The sequence below is a fragment of the Providencia sp. wls1943 genome (assembly GCF_009706275.1).
GTDB lineage: Bacteria > Pseudomonadota > Gammaproteobacteria > Enterobacterales > Enterobacteriaceae > Providencia > Providencia zhijiangensis.
Map to the genome: position 1 here is coordinate 53,761 of NZ_WLTU01000021.1, position 19,565 is coordinate 73,325.

15 protein-coding genes are annotated in these 19,565 nt (G+C 41.5%); 9 read left to right on the forward strand and 6 right to left on the reverse strand.

Annotated elements, in window-relative coordinates:
- Window positions 1–29: 29 nt before the first annotated feature.
- The 3 genes from GKR48_RS10990 to argE all read right to left on the reverse strand — a co-directional run bounded on the left by GKR48_RS10990 (window position 30) and on the right by argE (window position 4,422).
- Window positions 30–1,430: a glutamate decarboxylase gene (locus tag GKR48_RS10990; protein ID WP_154628115.1), complete on the reverse strand. Its 1,401-nt coding sequence runs from the start codon at window positions 1,428–1,430 to the stop codon at window positions 30–32.
- A 686-nt stretch (window positions 1,431–2,116) separates the two neighbouring features.
- Entirely contained in the window at window positions 2,117–3,004 is an 888-nt protein-coding gene (gene metF, locus GKR48_RS10995) for a methylenetetrahydrofolate reductase (RefSeq protein ID WP_036950884.1), read from the reverse strand.
- Between the two features lie 263 nt (window positions 3,005–3,267).
- Window positions 3,268–4,422 carry an acetylornithine deacetylase gene (gene argE / locus GKR48_RS11000; protein WP_272522232.1) on the reverse strand — a complete coding sequence of 385 codons (1,155 nt, stop codon included), beginning with the start codon at window positions 4,420–4,422 and terminating at the stop codon, window positions 3,268–3,270.
- 102 nt (window positions 4,423–4,524) lie between these two features.
- Here argE and argC point away from each other — a divergent pair, with 102 nt between their 5' ends.
- The 4 genes from argC to argH all read left to right on the forward strand — a co-directional run bounded on the left by argC (window position 4,525) and on the right by argH (window position 9,114).
- Window positions 4,525–5,529: an N-acetyl-gamma-glutamyl-phosphate reductase gene (argC, locus tag GKR48_RS11005; RefSeq protein ID WP_154628117.1), complete on the forward strand. Its 1,005-nt coding sequence runs from the start codon at window positions 4,525–4,527 to the stop codon at window positions 5,527–5,529.
- Between the two features lie 34 nt (window positions 5,530–5,563).
- Window positions 5,564–6,340 (forward strand): acetylglutamate kinase, encoded by a 777-nt coding sequence (argB, locus tag GKR48_RS11010; RefSeq protein WP_154628118.1) that lies wholly within the window; start codon window positions 5,564–5,566, stop codon window positions 6,338–6,340.
- 84 nt (window positions 6,341–6,424) lie between these two features.
- Window positions 6,425–7,645, forward strand: a complete 1,221-nt coding sequence (locus GKR48_RS11015; protein WP_036950892.1) for an argininosuccinate synthase — start codon at window positions 6,425–6,427, stop codon at window positions 7,643–7,645.
- A gap of 77 nt (window positions 7,646–7,722) precedes the next feature.
- Complete coding sequence (argH, locus tag GKR48_RS11020) at window positions 7,723–9,114, forward strand: argininosuccinate lyase (protein WP_154628119.1); 1,392 nt, start codon at window positions 7,723–7,725, stop codon at window positions 9,112–9,114.
- Between the two features lie 48 nt (window positions 9,115–9,162).
- On the opposite strand, the gene GKR48_RS11025 is transcribed toward argH, so the two are convergent.
- Entirely contained in the window at window positions 9,163–9,516 is a 354-nt protein-coding gene (locus tag GKR48_RS11025; protein WP_154628120.1) for a hypothetical protein, read from the reverse strand.
- Window positions 9,517–10,904: 1,388 nt separating this feature from the next.
- Here GKR48_RS11025 and oxyR point away from each other — a divergent pair.
- A complete protein-coding gene (oxyR, locus tag GKR48_RS11030) occupies window positions 10,905–11,810 on the forward strand; it encodes a DNA-binding transcriptional regulator OxyR (RefSeq protein WP_154628121.1) in 906 nt (301 codons plus the stop codon).
- A gap of 88 nt (window positions 11,811–11,898) precedes the next feature.
- On the opposite strand, the gene sthA is transcribed toward oxyR, so the two are convergent.
- Complete coding sequence (gene sthA / locus GKR48_RS11035; RefSeq protein WP_036950900.1) at window positions 11,899–13,299, reverse strand: Si-specific NAD(P)(+) transhydrogenase; 1,401 nt, start codon at window positions 13,297–13,299, stop codon at window positions 11,899–11,901.
- A gap of 336 nt (window positions 13,300–13,635) precedes the next feature.
- Between sthA and fabR the strand changes: the two genes are divergently transcribed.
- Entirely contained in the window at window positions 13,636–14,295 is a 660-nt protein-coding gene (gene fabR / locus GKR48_RS11040; protein WP_036950902.1) for an HTH-type transcriptional repressor FabR, read from the forward strand.
- Between the two features lie 10 nt (window positions 14,296–14,305).
- Complete coding sequence (locus GKR48_RS11045; protein ID WP_154628122.1) at window positions 14,306–14,695, forward strand: YijD family membrane protein; 390 nt, start codon at window positions 14,306–14,308, stop codon at window positions 14,693–14,695.
- 93 nt (window positions 14,696–14,788) lie between these two features.
- On the opposite strand, the gene trmA is transcribed toward GKR48_RS11045, so the two are convergent.
- The gene (gene trmA, locus GKR48_RS11050) at window positions 14,789–15,886 is read right to left on the reverse strand and encodes a tRNA (uridine(54)-C5)-methyltransferase TrmA (protein WP_154628130.1); all 1,098 of its coding nucleotides are present in this window, start codon (window positions 15,884–15,886) and stop codon (window positions 14,789–14,791) included.
- 477 nt (window positions 15,887–16,363) lie between these two features.
- Between trmA and btuB the strand changes: the two genes are divergently transcribed.
- Together btuB and murI are read left to right on the forward strand one after the other, a co-directional pair.
- Window positions 16,364–18,286 carry a TonB-dependent vitamin B12 receptor BtuB gene (gene btuB / locus GKR48_RS11055; RefSeq protein WP_154628123.1) on the forward strand — a complete coding sequence of 641 codons (1,923 nt, stop codon included), beginning with the start codon at window positions 16,364–16,366 and terminating at the stop codon, window positions 18,284–18,286.
- A complete protein-coding gene (gene murI / locus GKR48_RS11060; RefSeq protein ID WP_154628124.1) occupies window positions 18,231–19,094 on the forward strand; it encodes a glutamate racemase in 864 nt (287 codons plus the stop codon). Before btuB ends, murI begins: the two co-directional genes overlap by 56 nt.
- The last annotated feature ends 471 nt before the right edge of the window (window positions 19,095–19,565 follow it).

The window sequence follows — 19,565 nt, forward strand, 5'->3', positions numbered from 1 at the left end:
AATACGCCGACTGGATAAACGACTAAGGATTAGCTGTGATTGAAACCGCCGCTTTCTTCTTCAGAAAGTGGTTTACTGACAGGGTGTTTCTCGAAATATTCGAGGGTGCGTTTGAAATCTTCGATGAGCAGTGAGGCGAGGTCAAGGCTGACACCATGACGGACTAGAATACGCTGGATCACCAGATCCTCACGGTTTGCAGGCATTGAGTAAGCAGGGACTTGCCAGCCGCGGCTACGTAATTTGTCTGCAATATCATATAAAGAGTAGTTACTGGTTTTCGCACCGTCTTTTAATTTCCATGCCAATGCTGGGATACCTTTGGCACTATCGCCATCAAAAATCATCTCAAATGGGCCCAGTTTTTCAATTTCACGGGCAAGGTATTGAGCGGTGGCATAGCAGGCATTATGAATTTTCGCGTAGCCTTCGCGACCAAGACGTAGGAAGTTGTAATACTGTGCAATGATTTGTCCACCCGGACGAGAGAAGTTTAATGCGAAGGTTGGCATGTTACCGCCAAGGTAGTTCACATTGAAAATGAGCTCTTCTGGGAGATCTTTTGCTTCACGCCAAATTACCCAACCAGCACCTAATGGTGCTAAACCAAATTTGTGTCCAGATGCGTTGATGGATTTAACGCGAGGTAAGCGGAAATCCCATTCCAGTGTAGGCGCACAGAAAGGCGCGAGGAAACCACCACTTGCACCATCCACGTGAATAGGAATGTCTAAGCCCGTTTCTTTTTGCAGTTTATCCAATGCATCATGAACAGCTTTCACGGGCTCATATTGGCAAGTGAACGTCACGCCTAGAGTTGGAACGACACCGATAGTATTTTCATCAACGCGTTTGATAACTTCTTCTGGGCTCATGATCAGGCGGTCGCCTTCAAGCGGAATTTCACGCAGTTCGACATCAAAATAACGGGCAAATTTATGCCAACAAATCTGGACAGGGCCACAGATTAAGTTAGGTTTATCGGTTGGTTTTCCTTTGGCAGCTTGTTTTTTACGCCATTGCCATTTTAACGCCAGCCCCCCTAACATTGCGGCTTCTGAAGAGCCAATCGTTGAGCAGCCTAATGTATTGAGTGCGTCAGGAGAGTGCCATAAATCAGCGAGCATATGCACGCAGCGGTTTTCAATTTCGGCGGTTTGCGGATATTCATCTTTATCAATCATGTTTTTGTCGATAGAGAGATCCATCAAACTGCGAATTTCGTCATCTACCCATGTTTGGCAAAATGTTGCTAAGTTTTGTCGGGAATTACCATCTAGCATTAGCTCATCACGTACTGCGCTAAATACATTTCTCGGGTCGCTTTCTTTGATTGGAAATTTCGTTTTTGGTAAGGATTGGGATAAATCAAATGAAGCATAAACATCATCTAATTCACTATATTTTGAAGATACTGATTTATTATTCATACAACGAATCTCCTCAATAATTGAGATGTTATTACTAGGAAGGATCAATAATCTTATATTTTCATATAAGCATAAAAATAAATTGGAATAAAGTTCTTTAAAAGAAAGTCTGATTTTAGTGGTGGTTGTTTTGATTATTTGTTTTCATGGTAAATATGATTTAAATTCAAAGTTAATCAGATATAACAATTTATCAACATTGTTAATCTGAATTTTCTCTAAGTGATTCAATGTGAAAAAATGAGTTGCATCAATGGGCTATGAGTTTTTGTTGGGTGTGTAAGCTATTGAAAAACAATATTTCTATTGCTAGAGGAATAATGAGGAATAATGAGGAATAATGATGAATAAGGATGAAATAGCGTTTTATGTGGTTTTTAATGATATTAATCAGCACATTTTTAAAAGACTATTTGTTTTGGATTGATCTAATATCAGTTTTTTAATTAAATATTTACTGTATTTTAATTCTATTTAGACATATTTGATGAATTATTTTTGTTATAACTTTAATTTCTAGTCTAATAATGACTGGTTTTAGTCTGCATTAATTATGGGGAACGGAGTTATAGAGAATAGCGGTAAATAGAATAGAAAGAAGGGAAATATGACTGGGTTAATTCACGATAAATGAATTAACCCGATAAGTAATATGGAATAAAGTGGTTGCTTCACCTAACACCCAATTATTTTGGTCTAACGCCTAATGTATGGCAAATGGCGTAAGTTAGTTCAGAGCGGTTTAAGGTGTAAAAATGGAAATCTTTTACACCTTCACGACTTAAAATTTTCACCATGTCCATGGCAATTGACGCGCCAACAAGATTGCGGCTTTCAGGGTCATCATCTAAGCCTTCGTACATTCTATTCATCCAACTTGGGATACGCACATTGGTGATTTTGGCAAAACGTTCTAGCTGGCGGAAGTTAGAAACAGGCAAAATTCCCGGTACGATTTCCACATCAATACCCGTTGCTACGCAGCGGTCACGAAAACGTAGGTAGCTTTCAACATCAAAGAAAAATTGGGTAATGGCGCGGTTGGCTCCGGCTTCAATCTTTTTCTTCAAATTGATTAAGTCAGCCTGAGCACTTTTGGCCTCAGGGTGTACTTCAGGGTAAGCTGCGACGGAAATATCAAAGTCAGCTTCAGTTTTCAGTAATTCAACCAAGTGCTCTGCATACATATCGGGCTTGCGGCTGTTATCAGGAAGGTCTCCCCGTAATGCCACAATATGGCGAATGCCGTTGTTCCAATAATCTCGAGCGATGGTTTTTAGCTCATCAGGGCTGGCATCGATGCAGGTTAAGTGTGGTGCGGCCACTAATCCTGTTTTGTCTTTGATATCTTTAATGATGCTATGGGTTCTATCTCGCTCACCGGAGTTAGCGCCGTAAGTGACAGAGACAAAATTCGGTTTTAAGACCTTGAGCCTATCGATAGATTTCCACAATGTCTGTTCCATTTCTGCTGAGCGAGGTGGGAAAAATTCAAATGAGACATTAATCTGCCCATCTAATTCAGCTAAATTCTGGTTCAACGCCTCGCGCTGATTTGCGTGAAAGAAACTCATACCCTGTGACCTCGCCTCAAGAAACTCATTATTTAATGATTATGTTCGTTATTTGATTATATGCATTCGTTTGTACTTCTATACGTTTAGACGTCTAAATAGAGATTACGCGATATTGAGAGAGAGAGTCAACTCCTAAATCAAATTTGGAATTGATGTTTTTTCAGAGGCAACAAGAGAAAAATTCATGATGGGGAAATGCGGAGCCGACTGACTCCGCATGCGGTACAACATTACTTAGTAAAATACTATTCAGTAAAACACTATTCAGTAAAACAGAAGTGCTCGACCATTTGGCTGATGAGTTGGCGGGTTGGTTCAATAAAGCTCATATCGATGAACTCATCAGGCTGGTGGGCTTGTTCAATAGAGCCGGGACCCAGCACCAGTGTCGGGCAAAGTTCTTGGATAAATGGCGCTTCCGTACAGTAGTTTACGGTTTCCGCTTTTTTACCTAATAACTGCTCAATGACTGCTACCATTTTATGATCTGTCGGGCATTCATAGCCGGGGATCGGTGGGTGCATCTCTTCAATGGCTAAGCGACCCGGCCATTTTGCACGAACGGGTTCGAGAGTTTCATTGAGTAGCTCGTCCAGATCTTGCAACGTTAAACCTGGCAGTGGGCGAATATCCATATGTAATTCACAGCAACCACAAATTCGGTTCGCGGCATCACCACCATGAATATGACCAAAGTTCATGGTTGGATACGGGATCACAAACGCAGGGTTGTTATAGCGCTCTTTCAATGTATTTCTTAAAGTCATTAAGTGAGAGATAGATTCATGCATTAATTCAATGGCATTAACGCCTCTATCTGGATCACTGGAATGCCCAGATTGACCTGTAATACGAATGGCATTGGAAAGGTGTCCTTTATGCGCGCGAATAGGCTGTAATGACGTCGGTTCACCAATGATGGCGAAATCGGGGCGTAATTGCGTGCTGGCAGCAAAAAAGCGAGCACCAGCCATCGAGGTTTCTTCATCTGCCGTGGCAAGAATATGCAGAGGGCGCTTTAAGGTGCTGAGGTCAACATCACGCAGTGCATCAATAATAAAGGCAAAAAAGCCTTTCATATCTGCGGTGCCTAGCCCATACAGTTTGCCATTATGTTCGGTGAGCTTGAACGGATCTTTACTCCAACGACCCTCATCAAATGGCACGGTATCCGTATGACCGCATAGCATCAACCCTCCGTTACCCTCGCCAATCGAGGCTAACAGGTTATATTTATCTCGGGTATCAGGGACCGGTTGAATATTCACATTAAAGCCTAAGGTTTCTAACCATCCACCTAATAGCTCCACCAGCGCTCGGTTACTCTGATCGAGTTGCGAATCGGTCGCACTAATCGACGGTGTGGCGATTAATTGACGATAAATCTCAATAAATGCAGGTAATTTAATATTCACTGTTGACAGCCTTTATCCATAATAGTATCAATATTCATGCACTTTATTTGAATAAAAATACACATTAAACTGTTTGGGTCACGAGTACAAGGTAGAAAACACATGTTGAACACACTCATTGTCGGGGCCAGTGGTTATACTGGAGCAGAATTAGCCGCTTACTTACAACGTCATCCTGATATTCATCTTTCTGGGCTGATGGTTTCTGCACAAAGTGCGGATGCGGGTAAATGCTTTTCTGATTTACATCCCCAGTATAAAGGCATTATCGACCTTCCGGTTCAGCCGCTTACCGATGTGGCTGAGGCGGCAAAAGGGGTTGATGTTGTTTTCCTCGCGACCGCCCATGAAGTTAGTCATGACATTGCACCCCAGTTTCTTGAAGCGGGTTGCGTGGTGTTTGACCTTTCGGGTGCTTATCGTGTTCAAGATGCGGCGTTTTATCCGCAATACTACGGTTTCGAACATACAAATACCCAGTGGTTAATGCAAGCAGTTTACGGTTTAGCGGAATGGCAGGCAGATAAAATCCGTCAAGCTCAACTGATTGCGGTGCCGGGGTGTTATCCCACGGTTTCTCAACTTTCATTGAAGCCGTTGATTGAAGCGGATTTACTCGATGAAAACATGTGGCCGGTGATTAATGCCACCAGCGGCGTTTCAGGGGCAGGGCGTAAAGCCTCCATGACGAACAGCTTTTGCGAGGTAAGCTTACAGCCTTACGGCATTTTCACTCACCGTCATCAACCGGAAATTGCGACGCATTTAGGCAGAGACGTGATTTTCACGCCACATTTAGGCAATTTTGCACGGGGCATACTGGCGACCATCACTTGCAAAGTGAAAGCCGGCGTTACAGCGGAGCAAATTAGCCAAACATTTAAAGATGCGTATCACGATAAACCGTTAGTCCGTTTATATGATAAAGGCGTTCCTGCACTGAAATCGGTGGTTGGCACGCCATTTTGTGATATTGGCTTTGTATTGAAAGGTGAGCACCTGATTTTAGTGGGTACAGAAGATAACCTATTAAAAGGTGCCGCAGCGCAAGCCGTTCAGTGCATGAATATTCGGTTTGGTTTTAACGAAACGCAATCATTACTTTAATGCTCTTATGGCAATTTATTAAGGATAAATCCCCATGCAACCTTTAGTCATTAAATTGGGTGGTGTGTTACTCGATAGCGAAGAAGCCCTAGAAAGATTATTTACGGCGATCCAAACCTACCGTCAGGCTCATCAACGTGAGCTGGTGATTGTTCACGGTGGTGGGTGTTTAGTCGATGAATTAATGCAAAAACTGCAATTACCCGTTGTGAAAAAGCAAGGATTGCGTGTCACGCCAGCAGATCAAATCGACATTATTACCGGAGCGCTAGCCGGAACAGCGAATAAAACCTTGTTGGCATGGGCGATTAAACATCAATTGCAAGCGGTGGGTTTATCCCTTGGGGATGGACACAGCGCAGTGGTTACGCAAATTAATGATGAATTAGGTCATGTGGGTAGCGCGAAAGCGGGTGATGCGAATTTACTGAAATTATTACTGTCTGCGGGATATTTACCCATCATTAGTTCTATCGGGATCACCGAAGAGGGGCAACTTATGAACGTCAATGCAGACCAAGCGGCGACAGCAATTGCCCAAGCACTGAATGCCGATTTAGTCCTGCTTTCTGATGTGAGCGGTATTTTGGATGGTAAAGGCCAAAAGATTGATGAAATGACGACCGCCAAAGCGCAGAAACTGATCGATCAAGGCATCATCACGGATGGAATGATAGTCAAAGTGAATGCGGCGTTAGAAGCGGCGTCCACATTGCAACGTCCAGTAGATATTGCGAGCTGGCGTCATGCGGAACAGTTGCCATCACTATTTAATGGCACCGCGATTGGCACACGAATTCTTGCTTCTTGAGTGAATAACTGAGCGAGCAAACAGACAAATCAGACATTTATTTTAAAGACATTTAATTTTAAACAGAATTGGGACAGGTAATTTATGAAAAAGGGCATTAAGAAGATTGTATTAGCGTACTCCGGTGGATTAGACACGTCGGCTATCATTCCATGGTTAAAAGAAAACTACGATGACTGTGAAGTCGTGGCATTCGTTGCTGATGTGGGTCAAGACAGAGAAGACTTAGTCGGTGTTGAGAAAAAGGCCCTGCAATCAGGTGCTTCTGAATGCTACGTAGTTGACCTGCGTGAAGAATTTATCAAAGAATATATCTACCCAGTGCTGAAAACAGGTGCGCTGTATGAAGGTAGCTATTTACTGGGTACATCAATGGCGCGTCCAATTATCGCTAAAGCGCAAGTTGAAATCGCACTGAAAGTTGGCGCAGATGCCGTCGCGCACGGCGCAACCGGTAAAGGTAATGACCAAGTGCGTTTTGAAAGCACTTACACCGCATTAGCACCACAATTGAAAGTGGTTGCGCCATGGCGTGAGTGGGACTTACGTTCCCGTGAAGCCCTGCTGGATTACCTGAAAGAGCGTAATATTCCAACGACAGCGAGCTTAGAGAAAATCTACAGCCGTGATGAAAACGCATGGCACATTTCTACTGAAGGCGGCGTATTGGAAAGCACTTGGAATGCCGCTAACCAAGATTGCTGGGTGTGGACGGTTGATCCGAAAGATGCACCAGATGAAGCTGAGCTGGTGACGGTTGGCGTGAAACACGGTGAAGTGGTTTCTGTAAACGGGAAAGCGTTGTCTCCATTAGGCTGTTTAGAAACATTAAATACGCTGGGTGCAAAACATGGCGTGGGTCGTATTGATATCGTGGAAAACCGTTTAGTGGGTATGAAATCCCGTGGTTGCTATGAAACCCCAGGGGGCACGATCATGATGGCAGCACTGCGCGGTGTTGAGCAATTAGTATTAGACCGCGATAGCTATAAATGGCGTGAACAGCTAGGTCTGGAAATGTCTTATGTGGTGTATGACGGTCGCTGGTTTGCGCCACTTCGTCATTCTTTACAAGCAGCAGCAGAATCCCTGGCTCAGGATGTGACCGGTGAAGTGGTTCTGAAATTGTATAAAGGGCAAGTGACGGCTATCCAGAAGAAAGCGGATAAGAGCCTGTACTCTGAAGAGTTTGCAACATTTGGTGAAGATGAAGTTTACGATCACAGCCATGCTGGTGGGTTTATCCGTCTCTACTCACTCTCTTCACGTATTCGTGCGCTGAAAGAACAGAACAAAGCAAAATAGTTTTATCAGTATGACCCCGACAGCCAGATAGGGCTGTCGGGCAGACACTTATTTTATCAATCAGGTAGGGACTCGTTATGGCACTTTGGGGTGGACGTTTTAGTCAGCAGGCAGATCAGCGGTTTAAACAATTCAATGATTCACTGCGTTTTGATTATCGCTTAGCTGAGCAGGATATTATTGGCTCTGTGGCATGGTCAAAAGCGTTGGTCACGGTTGGCGTGCTGTCTGATAGCGAGCAAAAATCTCTCGAGCAAGCACTCAATGCGCTATTGGCGGAAGTGCAAGCCGATCCTGAAATTATCTTGCAAAGCGACGCCGAAGATATTCATAGCTGGGTTGAAGGTAAACTGATTGATAAAGTCGGTGATTTAGGAAAAAAACTACACACAGGTCGTAGCCGTAATGACCAAGTCGCGACAGATTTAAAACTGTGGTGTAAAGACCAAGTGGCGCTGTTATTAGACGCTGTGACTGAGTTACAAAAAGCGTTGGTCATCACCGCTGAAAATAACCAAGATGCAGTGATGCCAGGCTATACCCACTTACAACGTGCTCAGCCAGTGACATTCGCCCATTGGTGTTTAGCGTATAGCGAAATGTTGTCTCGTGATGAAAGCCGTTTGCAAGATACTTTAAAGCGTTTAGATGTCAGCCCATTAGGTTGTGGGGCGCTGGCGGGTACAGCCTATGATATTGACCGCGAGCAATTGGCATCATGGTTAGGCTTTTCATCCGCAACGCGTAACAGTTTAGATACCGTGTCTGATAGAGACCATGTGTTAGAACTTTTATCTGACGCCAGCATCGGTATGGTGCATTTATCTCGCTTTGCTGAAGATCTGATTTTCTTCAACAGTGGCGAAGCAGGGTTTGTGGAGTTATCCGATAAAGTGACTTCAGGCTCGTCGCTGATGCCGCAAAAGAAAAATCCTGATGCATTGGAGCTAATTCGTGGTAAATGTGGCCGTGTTCAAGGTGCATTGACCGGCATGATGATGACCCTGAAAGGGTTGCCGCTTGCTTACAACAAAGATATGCAAGAAGACAAAGAAGGGTTATTCGATGCCCTCGATACATGGTTAGATTGTATGCACATGGCGGTACTCGTTCTGGATGGTATCCAAATTCGTCGTCCTCGCTGTGAAGATGCAGCAAAACAAGGTTATGCAAATGCGACTGAGCTGGCGGATTATCTAGTGGCGAAAGGCGTTCCATTCCGTGAAGCTCACCATATTGTGGGGGAAGCCGTTGTGGCTGCGATAGCGCAGGGGAAAGCATTAGAAGAGATGGCATTAAGTGATTTGCAAAAATTCAGTGCAACTATCCAATTGGATGTGTATGAGATTTTATCTCTACAGTCTTGTCTTGATAAGCGATTAGCAAAAGGTGGGGTATCTCAAAAGCAGGTGGCAAAAGCCATTGTAGATGCGAGAACTCGCTTGAAGATGTCAATAAAGGAAATGTAGAAAAAATGGGGGGTAGCATGGCTACCCCAATTTCCATAACGTTTAATCTTAACTATATTTAATTGTTAACATACCCATCTGTTTGTCTTCATTCACCCAATCATAAGAATAGACACTTCGACCGCCATTCAGGACTTTCCAACCTTGAGTTTTTACTAGTTTTGTCAGGTCAATGCTATTGGCAACCATATCGTCATTGTCGTTTAAACAATTTACAGTGACGTTGTTATTATTTACTTCATTCAAGCAAGACGCATAGACAATTGAGCCAGTAAATTGGATGGTACCGTTATGCTCGCTGTTTTCTGCGTAGGCATTAACAGCGCTAAAAGTAGGAACGAATAATAATGCCATGACTGCGCGAGAGAAGGTTTTTTTAGCGATTGATATTAAATTTTTCATAATAGTATCCCCTAACTGATTTGTGTTTAATCAATTTGTTTAAATGTATTAATTTAATAAATTCGGTATTGCGTAAGGTATATATTGGCTGCTTTTCTTTTTTCAATTACCTCGTGCTATTTGATGGAGCGTATAATAATTCAAATAACTCTATTAAGGTGTAAATATTGAAAATCAAATGTATGGAAATTTTAAATTTAAATTAAACAATATGGGATAAGTTAAATATAGTATAAGTAAAAACGCATACCCATAAAAAACTAGTTAAGAACAAATTTAATTATATTTATGATGTAAAAATCCCATCTATCCGATATTGTCAAATAAAAATATTGTATGTTAAGATTTGAGCGCACTCATTCGTTGGGTGAGCGCTAATAGATAGTAAAACCTATGCTGATCACTTTAATATATTCTTTTATATGTATTTACAAACTTTAATTAAATATGAAAGAAAATATAACAAAATGTTTCATTACTGAGAGGCCAATACTTATAATGCTACGCCCTTGATCCCGCTATTACCTTATTTTGGGGTATTAAGTTCCATTAGCTTGTTTGGGAGCTATTCGCTATTATCATTTCTATATAGAATTCTTGATAATCATTCTATATAGAAATATAAGATTAATTATCTAGATGGCTAAGTTTTAATATAATTACTCCAATAATGGGTAATATGTATTTAATATTTAGCATCACTGTCATTGAGTATTATTCAATCATCCAAAAGTCATCATAGGCCAATGGATTCAACTAATTTGAATAAATGATTATTTATTTTAATGGTTTTTATGAGGTTATTGATAGCTCTGTATCAATTCATGACTCTTATCAACGTAATTTCTAAATTGTGATCATTGCGTTCAAGTGGTTATATTATTGGCATTAAGGTGATTAACTTCAACGTTAAAAATATTTAAAAGTATGTCAAAAAAAACAAACAATTAATTTTGTATGTTATTATTTTTAATAAAATTATTCATTTTTTCTTCTGATATTACTCGGTGGGGAAAGTATAGTGAGGTTGATAGATTTAGTGGATGCTATTGGTGATCCATTAAACTAGTTCGTAAGTGCAATGATAAGAAGAAAGATATATTAAGAAGTTTATTGGAATAGCTACCTGAATATTTTTTAATACGCAATTATTACTCTTTTATAGAGTAAAAATGGTTGATTATTGCATATTGAAATCATTTTTTATTTGGAAAAAGACTGATACATTTATTTTCTAGGTATTGCAGTTTGTTTAATATTCAAATGGGATTTTTCCTAAAAAAATTTAAATATTGCTTTTTATTTTTATCAATAGATGAAATGTTATGTATTCTCTATAATGATTGGTATTATCTATATAGTCAGGCATAACGAGAGGAAAAAGGCGGATGAATATTCGTGATCTGGAGTACCTAGTTGCACTTGCTGAGCACAAGCACTTTAGACGTGCTGCGGATTCTTGCCATGTAAGTCAGCCTACGCTGAGCGGTCAAATTCGTAAGCTTGAAGAAGAGCTCGGCGTGATGCTATTAGAAAGAACCAGCCGAAAAGTGCTTTTTACTCAACAAGGTTTATTGCTCGTTGAGCAAGCAAGAACGATCTTAAGGGAGATAAAAGTTCTACAAGAAATGGCCGCTTTACAAGGTGAAAGCATGTCAGGGCCTTTACATATAGGACTGATCCCAACTGTTGCACCTTATTTGCTTCCGCACATTATTCCTGAATTACACCGTGTGCACCCTAAACTAGAAATTTACTTACACGAAGCGCAGACTCAGCAATTATTAGCTCAGTTAGATAGTGGTAAGTTGGATTGCGCTATTCTGGCAGAAGTCAAAGAAACCGAACCCTTTATTGTGGTGCCATTATTTGAAGAGCCAATGAAACTCGCGATTTATGAAAATCACCCATGGCATGACCGTAATACGGTTGAAATGGGCGAATTAGCGGGTGAGAAATTATTGATGCTAGAAGATGGTCACTGTTTACGTGATCAAGCGATGGGGTTCTGTTTCCAAGCCGGGGCAAAAGAAGATACCCATTTCAGAGCGACGAGCTTAGAAACGCTGAGAAACATGGTAGCAGCGGGTAGCGGAATTACATTGCTGCCAGATTTGGCTGTACCTCATGAGGCTTGTCGTGATGGCGTTTGTTACTTGAACTGTATTGAACCTGAGCCAAAACGCCGCATTGTATTAGTTTATCGTCCAGGGTCTCCATTGCGTGGACGTTATGAGCAGCTTGCTGAGACAATTTACAGCTCGATGGATAAGTACTACAGAAATAAAAAGTAAGCGATAAAAACAAAAAAAGTGATTGCGGGAATAAACCTGCAATCACTTATTCTAAAGCCAATCGTTCAGTGTAAAGCGTAGAGAACCGCTAAAACAGTCGATTTAGACCATTCAATGCCGCAACTCGGAACGCTTCAGCCATGGTTGGATAGTTAAATGTGGTATTAATGAAGTATTCGATGGTATTCCCTTCACCTTTTTGTTCCATAATCGCTTGGCCAATATGAATAATTTCAGCCGCTCTCTCACCGAAACAGTGAATACCTAAAATTTGAAGAGTTTCTCTATGGAAGAGAATTTTCAAACTACCCACATTCATGCCGGCAATCTGTGCTCGTGCTAAATGTTTAAACTGAGCACGACCGACTTCATAAGGGACTTTCATTGCCGTCAATTCTTGTTCTGTTTTACCCACGGAACTAATTTCTGGAATGGTATAAATGCCCGTCGGAATATCTTCAACTAAATGGGCATTACCTAAGCCAGAGGTAATTGCACGAGCCGCAATTCGCCCTTGATCATAAGCAGCAGAAGCTAGGCTTGGATAGCCAATCACATCGCCAACAGCATAGATATGCTCATTACTGGTGCGATAAGCATGGTCAACTTTGACTAAGCCGCGACCATCCGCTTCGATTCCCACATTCGCCAGACCGATATTATCAGTATTACCAGTACGACCGTTCGCGAACAGTAAGCAATCCGCTTTCACTTTTTTGCCTGATTTAAGATGAACAATAACGCCATCATCTAAACCTTCAATCTTTTCATACTCTTCGTTGTGACGGATAACCACGCCACTGTTCCAGAAATGATAAGACAATGCATCAGACATTTCTTGATCAAGGAATGCGAGTAAGTGATCGCGAGTGTTGATCAAATCGACTTTGACACCTAACCCACGAAATATGGATGCGTACTCACAACCAATCACACCCGCACCATAAATAATCACATGGCGAGGTTCGTGGGAAAGGCTGAGAATGGTATCGCTGTTATAAATTCGGGAGTGGGTAAAATCAACATCAGGCGGGCAATAAGGTCGTGAGCCTGTCGCAATAATAATTTTATCTGCGCTAAGGACATCACAACTCCCATCTGCATAGCGTACGCTAACATGTTGATCATCAACAAAAGTTGCTTCACCAGAAAACATTTGGCAACCATTGCGTTCATAAAATCCTTCACGCATACGAGTTTGTTGACTTATAACGGTTTCGGCATGAGTAAGAATTTCAGAAAAAGAGGAGCGTAAACTGCGGGAATTATCACTATATAGAGGGTTTTGATTAAATTCGATAATTCGACTAACAGCATGACGAAGGGCTTTAGAGGGAATAGTACCCCAGTGGGTACAGCCGCCGCCGACACTGTTATAACGTTCTATAACAGCAACGTTTTTTCCTTGTTTAACTAGGCCCATAGCGGCACCTTCACCACCAGGACCGGAACCAATGACAATTGCATCAAAATGGGTATGTTGTTGCATGAGGTAAGCCTGTTTTAATTCTAGGGACGTTGTGATAGTAACATTCGTTTGCCATCTTGTCTCAATTCGAAATCCTAAAGACAAATAAGTATAGAAATCAAATAAAAATAAAGGCGTGCAAAGTATATAAAAAATTTATAGAAAAAAGTCGATAAAAGACACAGCCTAGAAAAAAATGAAGCTGGGTGAAATTCTGAAAATGGCGAAATTGATGGGAGAGTCATCTTTTCATTAAACTAGATTAATAATTTTCAGGTATGCTTAACGGATGGGCGCATTCAAAAGTGATATTTTGATCTATTCGCGGCGTTTTAATTGTAGAAAACTAGGAAAATCGTGAGTAACACTATTGGCGTTAGAGCAAAACAGAAAGAAAAAACTCGTCGTTCGCTCGTGGAAGCGGCATTTAGCCAATTAAGTGCAGAACGTAGTTTTACTAGCCTCAGCTTACGGGAAGTCGCTCGTGAAGCGGGCATCGCACCAACTTCGTTTTACCGTCACTTCAAAGATGTTGATGAGCTTGGGTTAACCATGGTTGATGAGAGCGGTTTGATGCTACGCCAACTTATGAGACAAGCGCGTCAACGTATCGCAAAAGGCGGGAGTGTGATCCGCACGTCAGTCTCCACTTTTATGGAGTTTATTGGTAATAACCCTAACGCGTTTAGGTTACTATTGCGTGAGCGCTCAGGAACTTCTGCTGAGTTTCGTGCTGCGGTCGCACGAGAAATCCAACATTTTATTGCAGAATTAGCGGATTATCTTGAATTAGAAAATCGTACGCCGCGGTATTTCACTGAAATGCAAGCCGAAGCCATGGTCACTATCGTGTTTAGTGCAGGTGCTGAAGCGCTTGATATTGATGAAGAAAAACGTCGACGCCTCGAAGAGCGGTTAGTATTACAGCTACGTATGATAGCGAAAGGCGCATATTACTGGTACCGCCGCGAGCAAGAAAAACAAAATGATACAGACCCTGACTTAACCAAAGAGTAAAGGAGAGACAATGACGGAACACAAAAATTATGAGAGAAGCACGTTACTGCTATCTTTAGTAATCGGCTTATCGACTCATGGAACGTTCTCTACCCTGTTTAATTCCCTTGTGGAATTTTCTATTTTCCCAATCGTCACATTAATTTTGGCTGTTTACTGTTTACACCAGCGCTATTTAAATCAAGCTATGCCAATGGGATTACCAAAATTTGTCGCCGGCAGCTTTTTCTTAGGTATGTTTGGCTACGCGGCGATTTTACGCGTCCAACATCCTGATGTCGGTTCTAACTTTATCCCAGCAACCGTGATTGTGATTATTGCACTGTGGATGTATACCAGCTGGAAAGCGCGTAAAAAAGAGCTGCAAGAACAAGCTCTCGAAAGTGAAACTGAACATTAATATCAGTTTTGAATAAAAATATCGATTTTGAATATAAAAAACGCCGCAACATAATAGTGCGGCGTTTTTTTATGGGTAATATATAGAGAATAATTAGCGTCGAGTGAGTAACACACCACTTTCCATATGATGGGTGTATGGGAATTGGTCAAATAAAGCCAGTTTTTCGACTTTATGGGTTTTGGTGAGTTCCGCTAAATTATCGCACAGCGTTTCAGGGTTACAGGAGATATACAGAATATGGTCATATTCTTGTACCAGCTGAACCGTTTTGTCATCCAAGCCGCTGCGTGGCGGGTCGACAAAAATCGTATTGCACTGGTAGTCCGCTAAATTAATCCCTTCTAAACGATTAAATTCACGAACACCATTCATGGCTTGAGTAAAATCTTCCGCAGACATTCGGATAATCTGCACATTATCTATTTTGTTCGCTTCTATATTGTATTGCGCCGCATGTACTGAAGGCTTGGCAATTTCAGTCGCTAAAACACGATTGAAGTTTTGAGCTAGCGCCAGTGAAAAGTTGCCGTTACCACAATACAACTCTAATAAGTCACCAGTTGAATGTTGAGTCGCATCAATCGCCCACTCTAACATTTTAATATTCACCTGTGCGTTTGGTTGTGTGAAGCTATTTTCCACTTGGCGATAAATCATGTTTTTCCCTTTTACAGGTAAAACTTCATCGACATAATCGTGGTCGAGCATAATTTTAGTTTTAGAGGCGCGACCAATAATTTGAACATCAAAGCCTTTGGTCGTTAAATCGGCTTTCAATTGTTTGGCTTGTTCCGTCCATTCATCACCTAATTTTTTATGATAAAGCAGAGAAACAATCAGCTTATTGCTTAGCGTCGATAAGTAATCTATCTGGAATAATTTGTGGCGCAGTAACTCAGAGCGTTTTAATAAAGGCAGAAGTTCAGCCATCATGTCGTTAATGAGCTGGCTAGCAACTGGAAATGACTCAATTCGAATGCGTTCTTTGGTCTCTTTATCAAACATAATATGAAATAGGTCATCACCTTCGTGCCAAATTCTAAATTCTGCACGCATCCGATAATGGGAGGTTGGAGATGAATAAATTTCAGGTTCAGGCGCAGCATAAGGGGCCATCAAACTCTTCAGACGGTCAACTTTCTCTGCAAGTTGCAGTTCGTAATCTTCGGTGTGCAAGGTGTTTTGCATCATATGGCCCCATAAAACAGTCAAAATTCACATCAGGGGCGAAATTGTAGGGCAAGCAGCGAAGATGTCCAGTTTTCATTATCGATTCATGGACACTGATAGTTATTCAATTTAGGATTATGTGCTGTGGTTGAGGGAATTTGGTGAGAGTCCAGAACTGACGCGCAACGGTAATTAAGGTATTCCCGTCATTCTTCAAGCTACATGGGTGTTGGCATCGCTCAGTTATCTTAGTCACATACTTCAGTATGCTCCTAGGAATATCTTCGCTTGTCGCCTACATGCAGCGTGAATTATTTAGGGGATATAACAGGTCAAATTTTCATTTTATATATCGCTTCATATATAGAAACCCAACTTGTCACTTTATAAGTCCGATACCTACCACACTTCTTATCGCTTTGTTGAATTTCAGCGCGGATCTGATTTTCGGCGTCGCGGAATGTTAATTTAATTGATTTTCCGAGTGTAAATATAATGAATAATAACAAGTCGCTATCGCTTTCGGTGGCAGCTCTGGCAGTGTTATGCGGTATTTCCTCTTTGGCAAGTGCAAACTCAAACTCGTCTGATGAAATGGTAGTGTCTGCTAACCGTTTCGAGCAACCAATCTCTTCTATATTAGCGCCAGTCACTGTCGTGACCCGTGAAGATATTGATCACTGGCAGTCAAATACCGTGATTGATGTATTGAGACGCCTGCCGGGAGTGGATGTTGCTCAAAATGGTGGAATGGGACAACAAAGTTCTCTCTTTATTAGAGGAACAGAATCACGCCATGTTCTGGTTTTGATTGATGGTGTCCGCCTTAATCAAGCGGGAATTTCTGGTTCTTCGGATATGAGCCAAATTCCAATCTCGTTAGTGCAGCGTATTGAATATATTCGTGGCGCCCGTTCAGCAGTTTATGGCTCTGATGCGGTAGGTGGCGTTATCAATATTATTACACGTCGCGATAATGATGGAACCACCTTAAATGCGGGCATTGGTTCTTATGGCTATCAAAACTATAACGGTTCAATGCAGCAAAAAATTGGTGAGAATACAACCGTTACGGGAGCTGCTGCTTATACACATACAACAGGATTTGATGTGGAGGCAAGAGGAAGTACAGGGAATTATCCAAATGGATATCCCCAGTCAGATAAGGACGGTTTCTTAAATAAAACACTATGGTTGGGAATTGAACATCAATTCTCTCCGAATGTTTCGGCTTATGCCCGTGGCTATGGTTATGATAACCGCACTGATTATGATGGTAGCTATGATACCGATTATACAAATATGCAGCATTACCTTGTTGATACACGTAAGTTCTCGAGTCGAACTTATGAAACAGGTCTGAAATACCATCAAGGCAATTACTCAACATCTCTGCTAGGAAGTTATAGCCACTCTAAAGATTACAATTACGATCCAAGATATGGTCAATATGGGTTGTATTCTAATCTGGATGAGTCGAAACAATATAATTTGCAATGGGGCAATAACTACCAATTTGGTAAAGGTAGTCTTAGCACCGGCGTTGATTATCAACGTCAAAGCGTTGAGCCAGGTGGTTACACAAATACGAGTAAAAAAGAAACAGTTAATAACACGGGAATCTATCTTACGGGGCAATATGCGCTAATAGATTCAGTGATTGCTGAAGCAGCTATACGCTCCGATCACCACTCAGAGTTTGATTGGCATACGACATGGCAGTCTGGGCTGAGCTGGGAGTTTTATGATGGCTACAAACTTGTTGGTTCTTATGCCACCGCCTATAAAGCTCCTAATTTAAATCAGTTATATGTAGATAACCCTTCATGGAAAATGAAAGGAAATCCAGACCTAAAACCTGAAGAAAGCCAACAATGGGAAATTGGTTTAGAAGGTACAACAGGTCCTTTATTCTGGCAACTCAATGCTTACCATAATGATATTGACAATTTAATCGCATATAAATCTGGTGCGCAGTTCAATTCTTATGAAAATATTGGTAAGGCTGAAATTAAAGGTGTGGAATGGGTTGGCGAGTTTGATACGTGGATATTCCATCACCAATTTACGTATCAATATATTGATCCTCGTAATAAAGATACCAATAAGGTATTGGAACGCCGAGCTCAGCAACAAGTTAAGTATCAGTTAGATTGGAATATAGAAAAACTCGATATGGGCTTGACCTATCAATATATCGGCTCACGACATGATACTGCTTATTATGAGAATGGAAAGTCAGAAAGCCTAAAACTCGGGGGCGTTAGCCTTTGGGATATCACTGCTGCATATCCAATCACTTCACATCTCACAATTCGTGGTAAAATAGCTAATATGTTCGATAAAGACTATGAGACCGCGTATGGTTATCGCACCGCTGGAAGAGAATATTTCCTCACAGGAAGCTACAACTTCTGATAACAACCTATCTGTTCGCCCGACCATTCTGGTGTTTGACTCTGGAGTGGGCGGGTTATCTGTCTATCGTGAAGTCAAAAAATTGATCCCTAATGCGCACTATATATATGCATTCGATAATGAAGCTTTCCCTTATGGGGAGAAAAGTGAAGAGTTCATCGTTGATAGGGTTTATCAAATCGTTAATGCCATCGCGAAAAAGCATCCACTCACCATTGCCGTTATTGCCTGCAATACTGCAAGCACGGTGAGCTTACCTAACTTAAGAGCGAATTTTACTTTCCCAATTGTCGGCGTCGTTCCGGCGATTAAGCCCGCAACCAAACTGACGCGTAACGGTGTTGTTGGTTTATTGGCAACTCGGGGTACGGTAAATCGTGAATACACAAAAGAGCTGATTGAGCGTTTTGCGACAGACTGCAAAGTGATCTCTTTAGGTTCAGCAGAACTCGTGCAACTGGCAGAGAGAAAGTTGCATGGTGAAATACTGCCGCTGGATGAAGTGGCTCAAGCCGTCAAACCGTGGATCAAAATGAAAGAAGCCCCAGATACGGTGATTCTTGGGTGTACCCACTTCCCTCTTATAGTAGAAGAGTTAGAAAAAGTGCTACCAAGTGGAACGCGATTTATTGATTCCGGCGCCGCGATTGCCAGAAGAACCGTTTGGCTCATCAATAATCAGGCTGAAGTTACGGATTCAAATGAAGAAGACTTCGCTTACTGCTTATTAATGAATGAGAGTTTACAAGAATTACGCCCTGTTCTTGAGGCGGAAGGCTTCAAATCGCTGCAAAAACTGGCAATTTAAACTAAATTCGTTGAAAAGCTGAGCGAACGAAAAAAAACATCAAAAAAAGGGTTGCCAGATTTTTCTGACTCCCTATAATGCGCATCCACTGACCGGGAACAAGCCAACGCAAAGCGCGATGGACACTGAACCGGCAGCGAGAGAATCTGAAAAGATTAAGCAAAAAAATGCTTGACTCTCACTGAGGAAAGCGTAATATACGCCACCTCGCGACAACGACCTAAGTTGATAAAAACTGAGTCGAATTTCTCAAGAAATGTCGCACCGCTCTTTAACAATTTATCAGACAATCTGTGTGGGCACTCACAGGACACTATCAAAAAAATATTTGATTTTAAGTCTTGAAGAGTGACTAACACGTTAATTCATATATATGAACTAATAGGTAATTTGGTTTCTTCGGAAATCAAACGACAGTAAACATTCTTTGAGCATCAAGCTTTTTAATTGAAGAGTTTGATCATGGCTCAG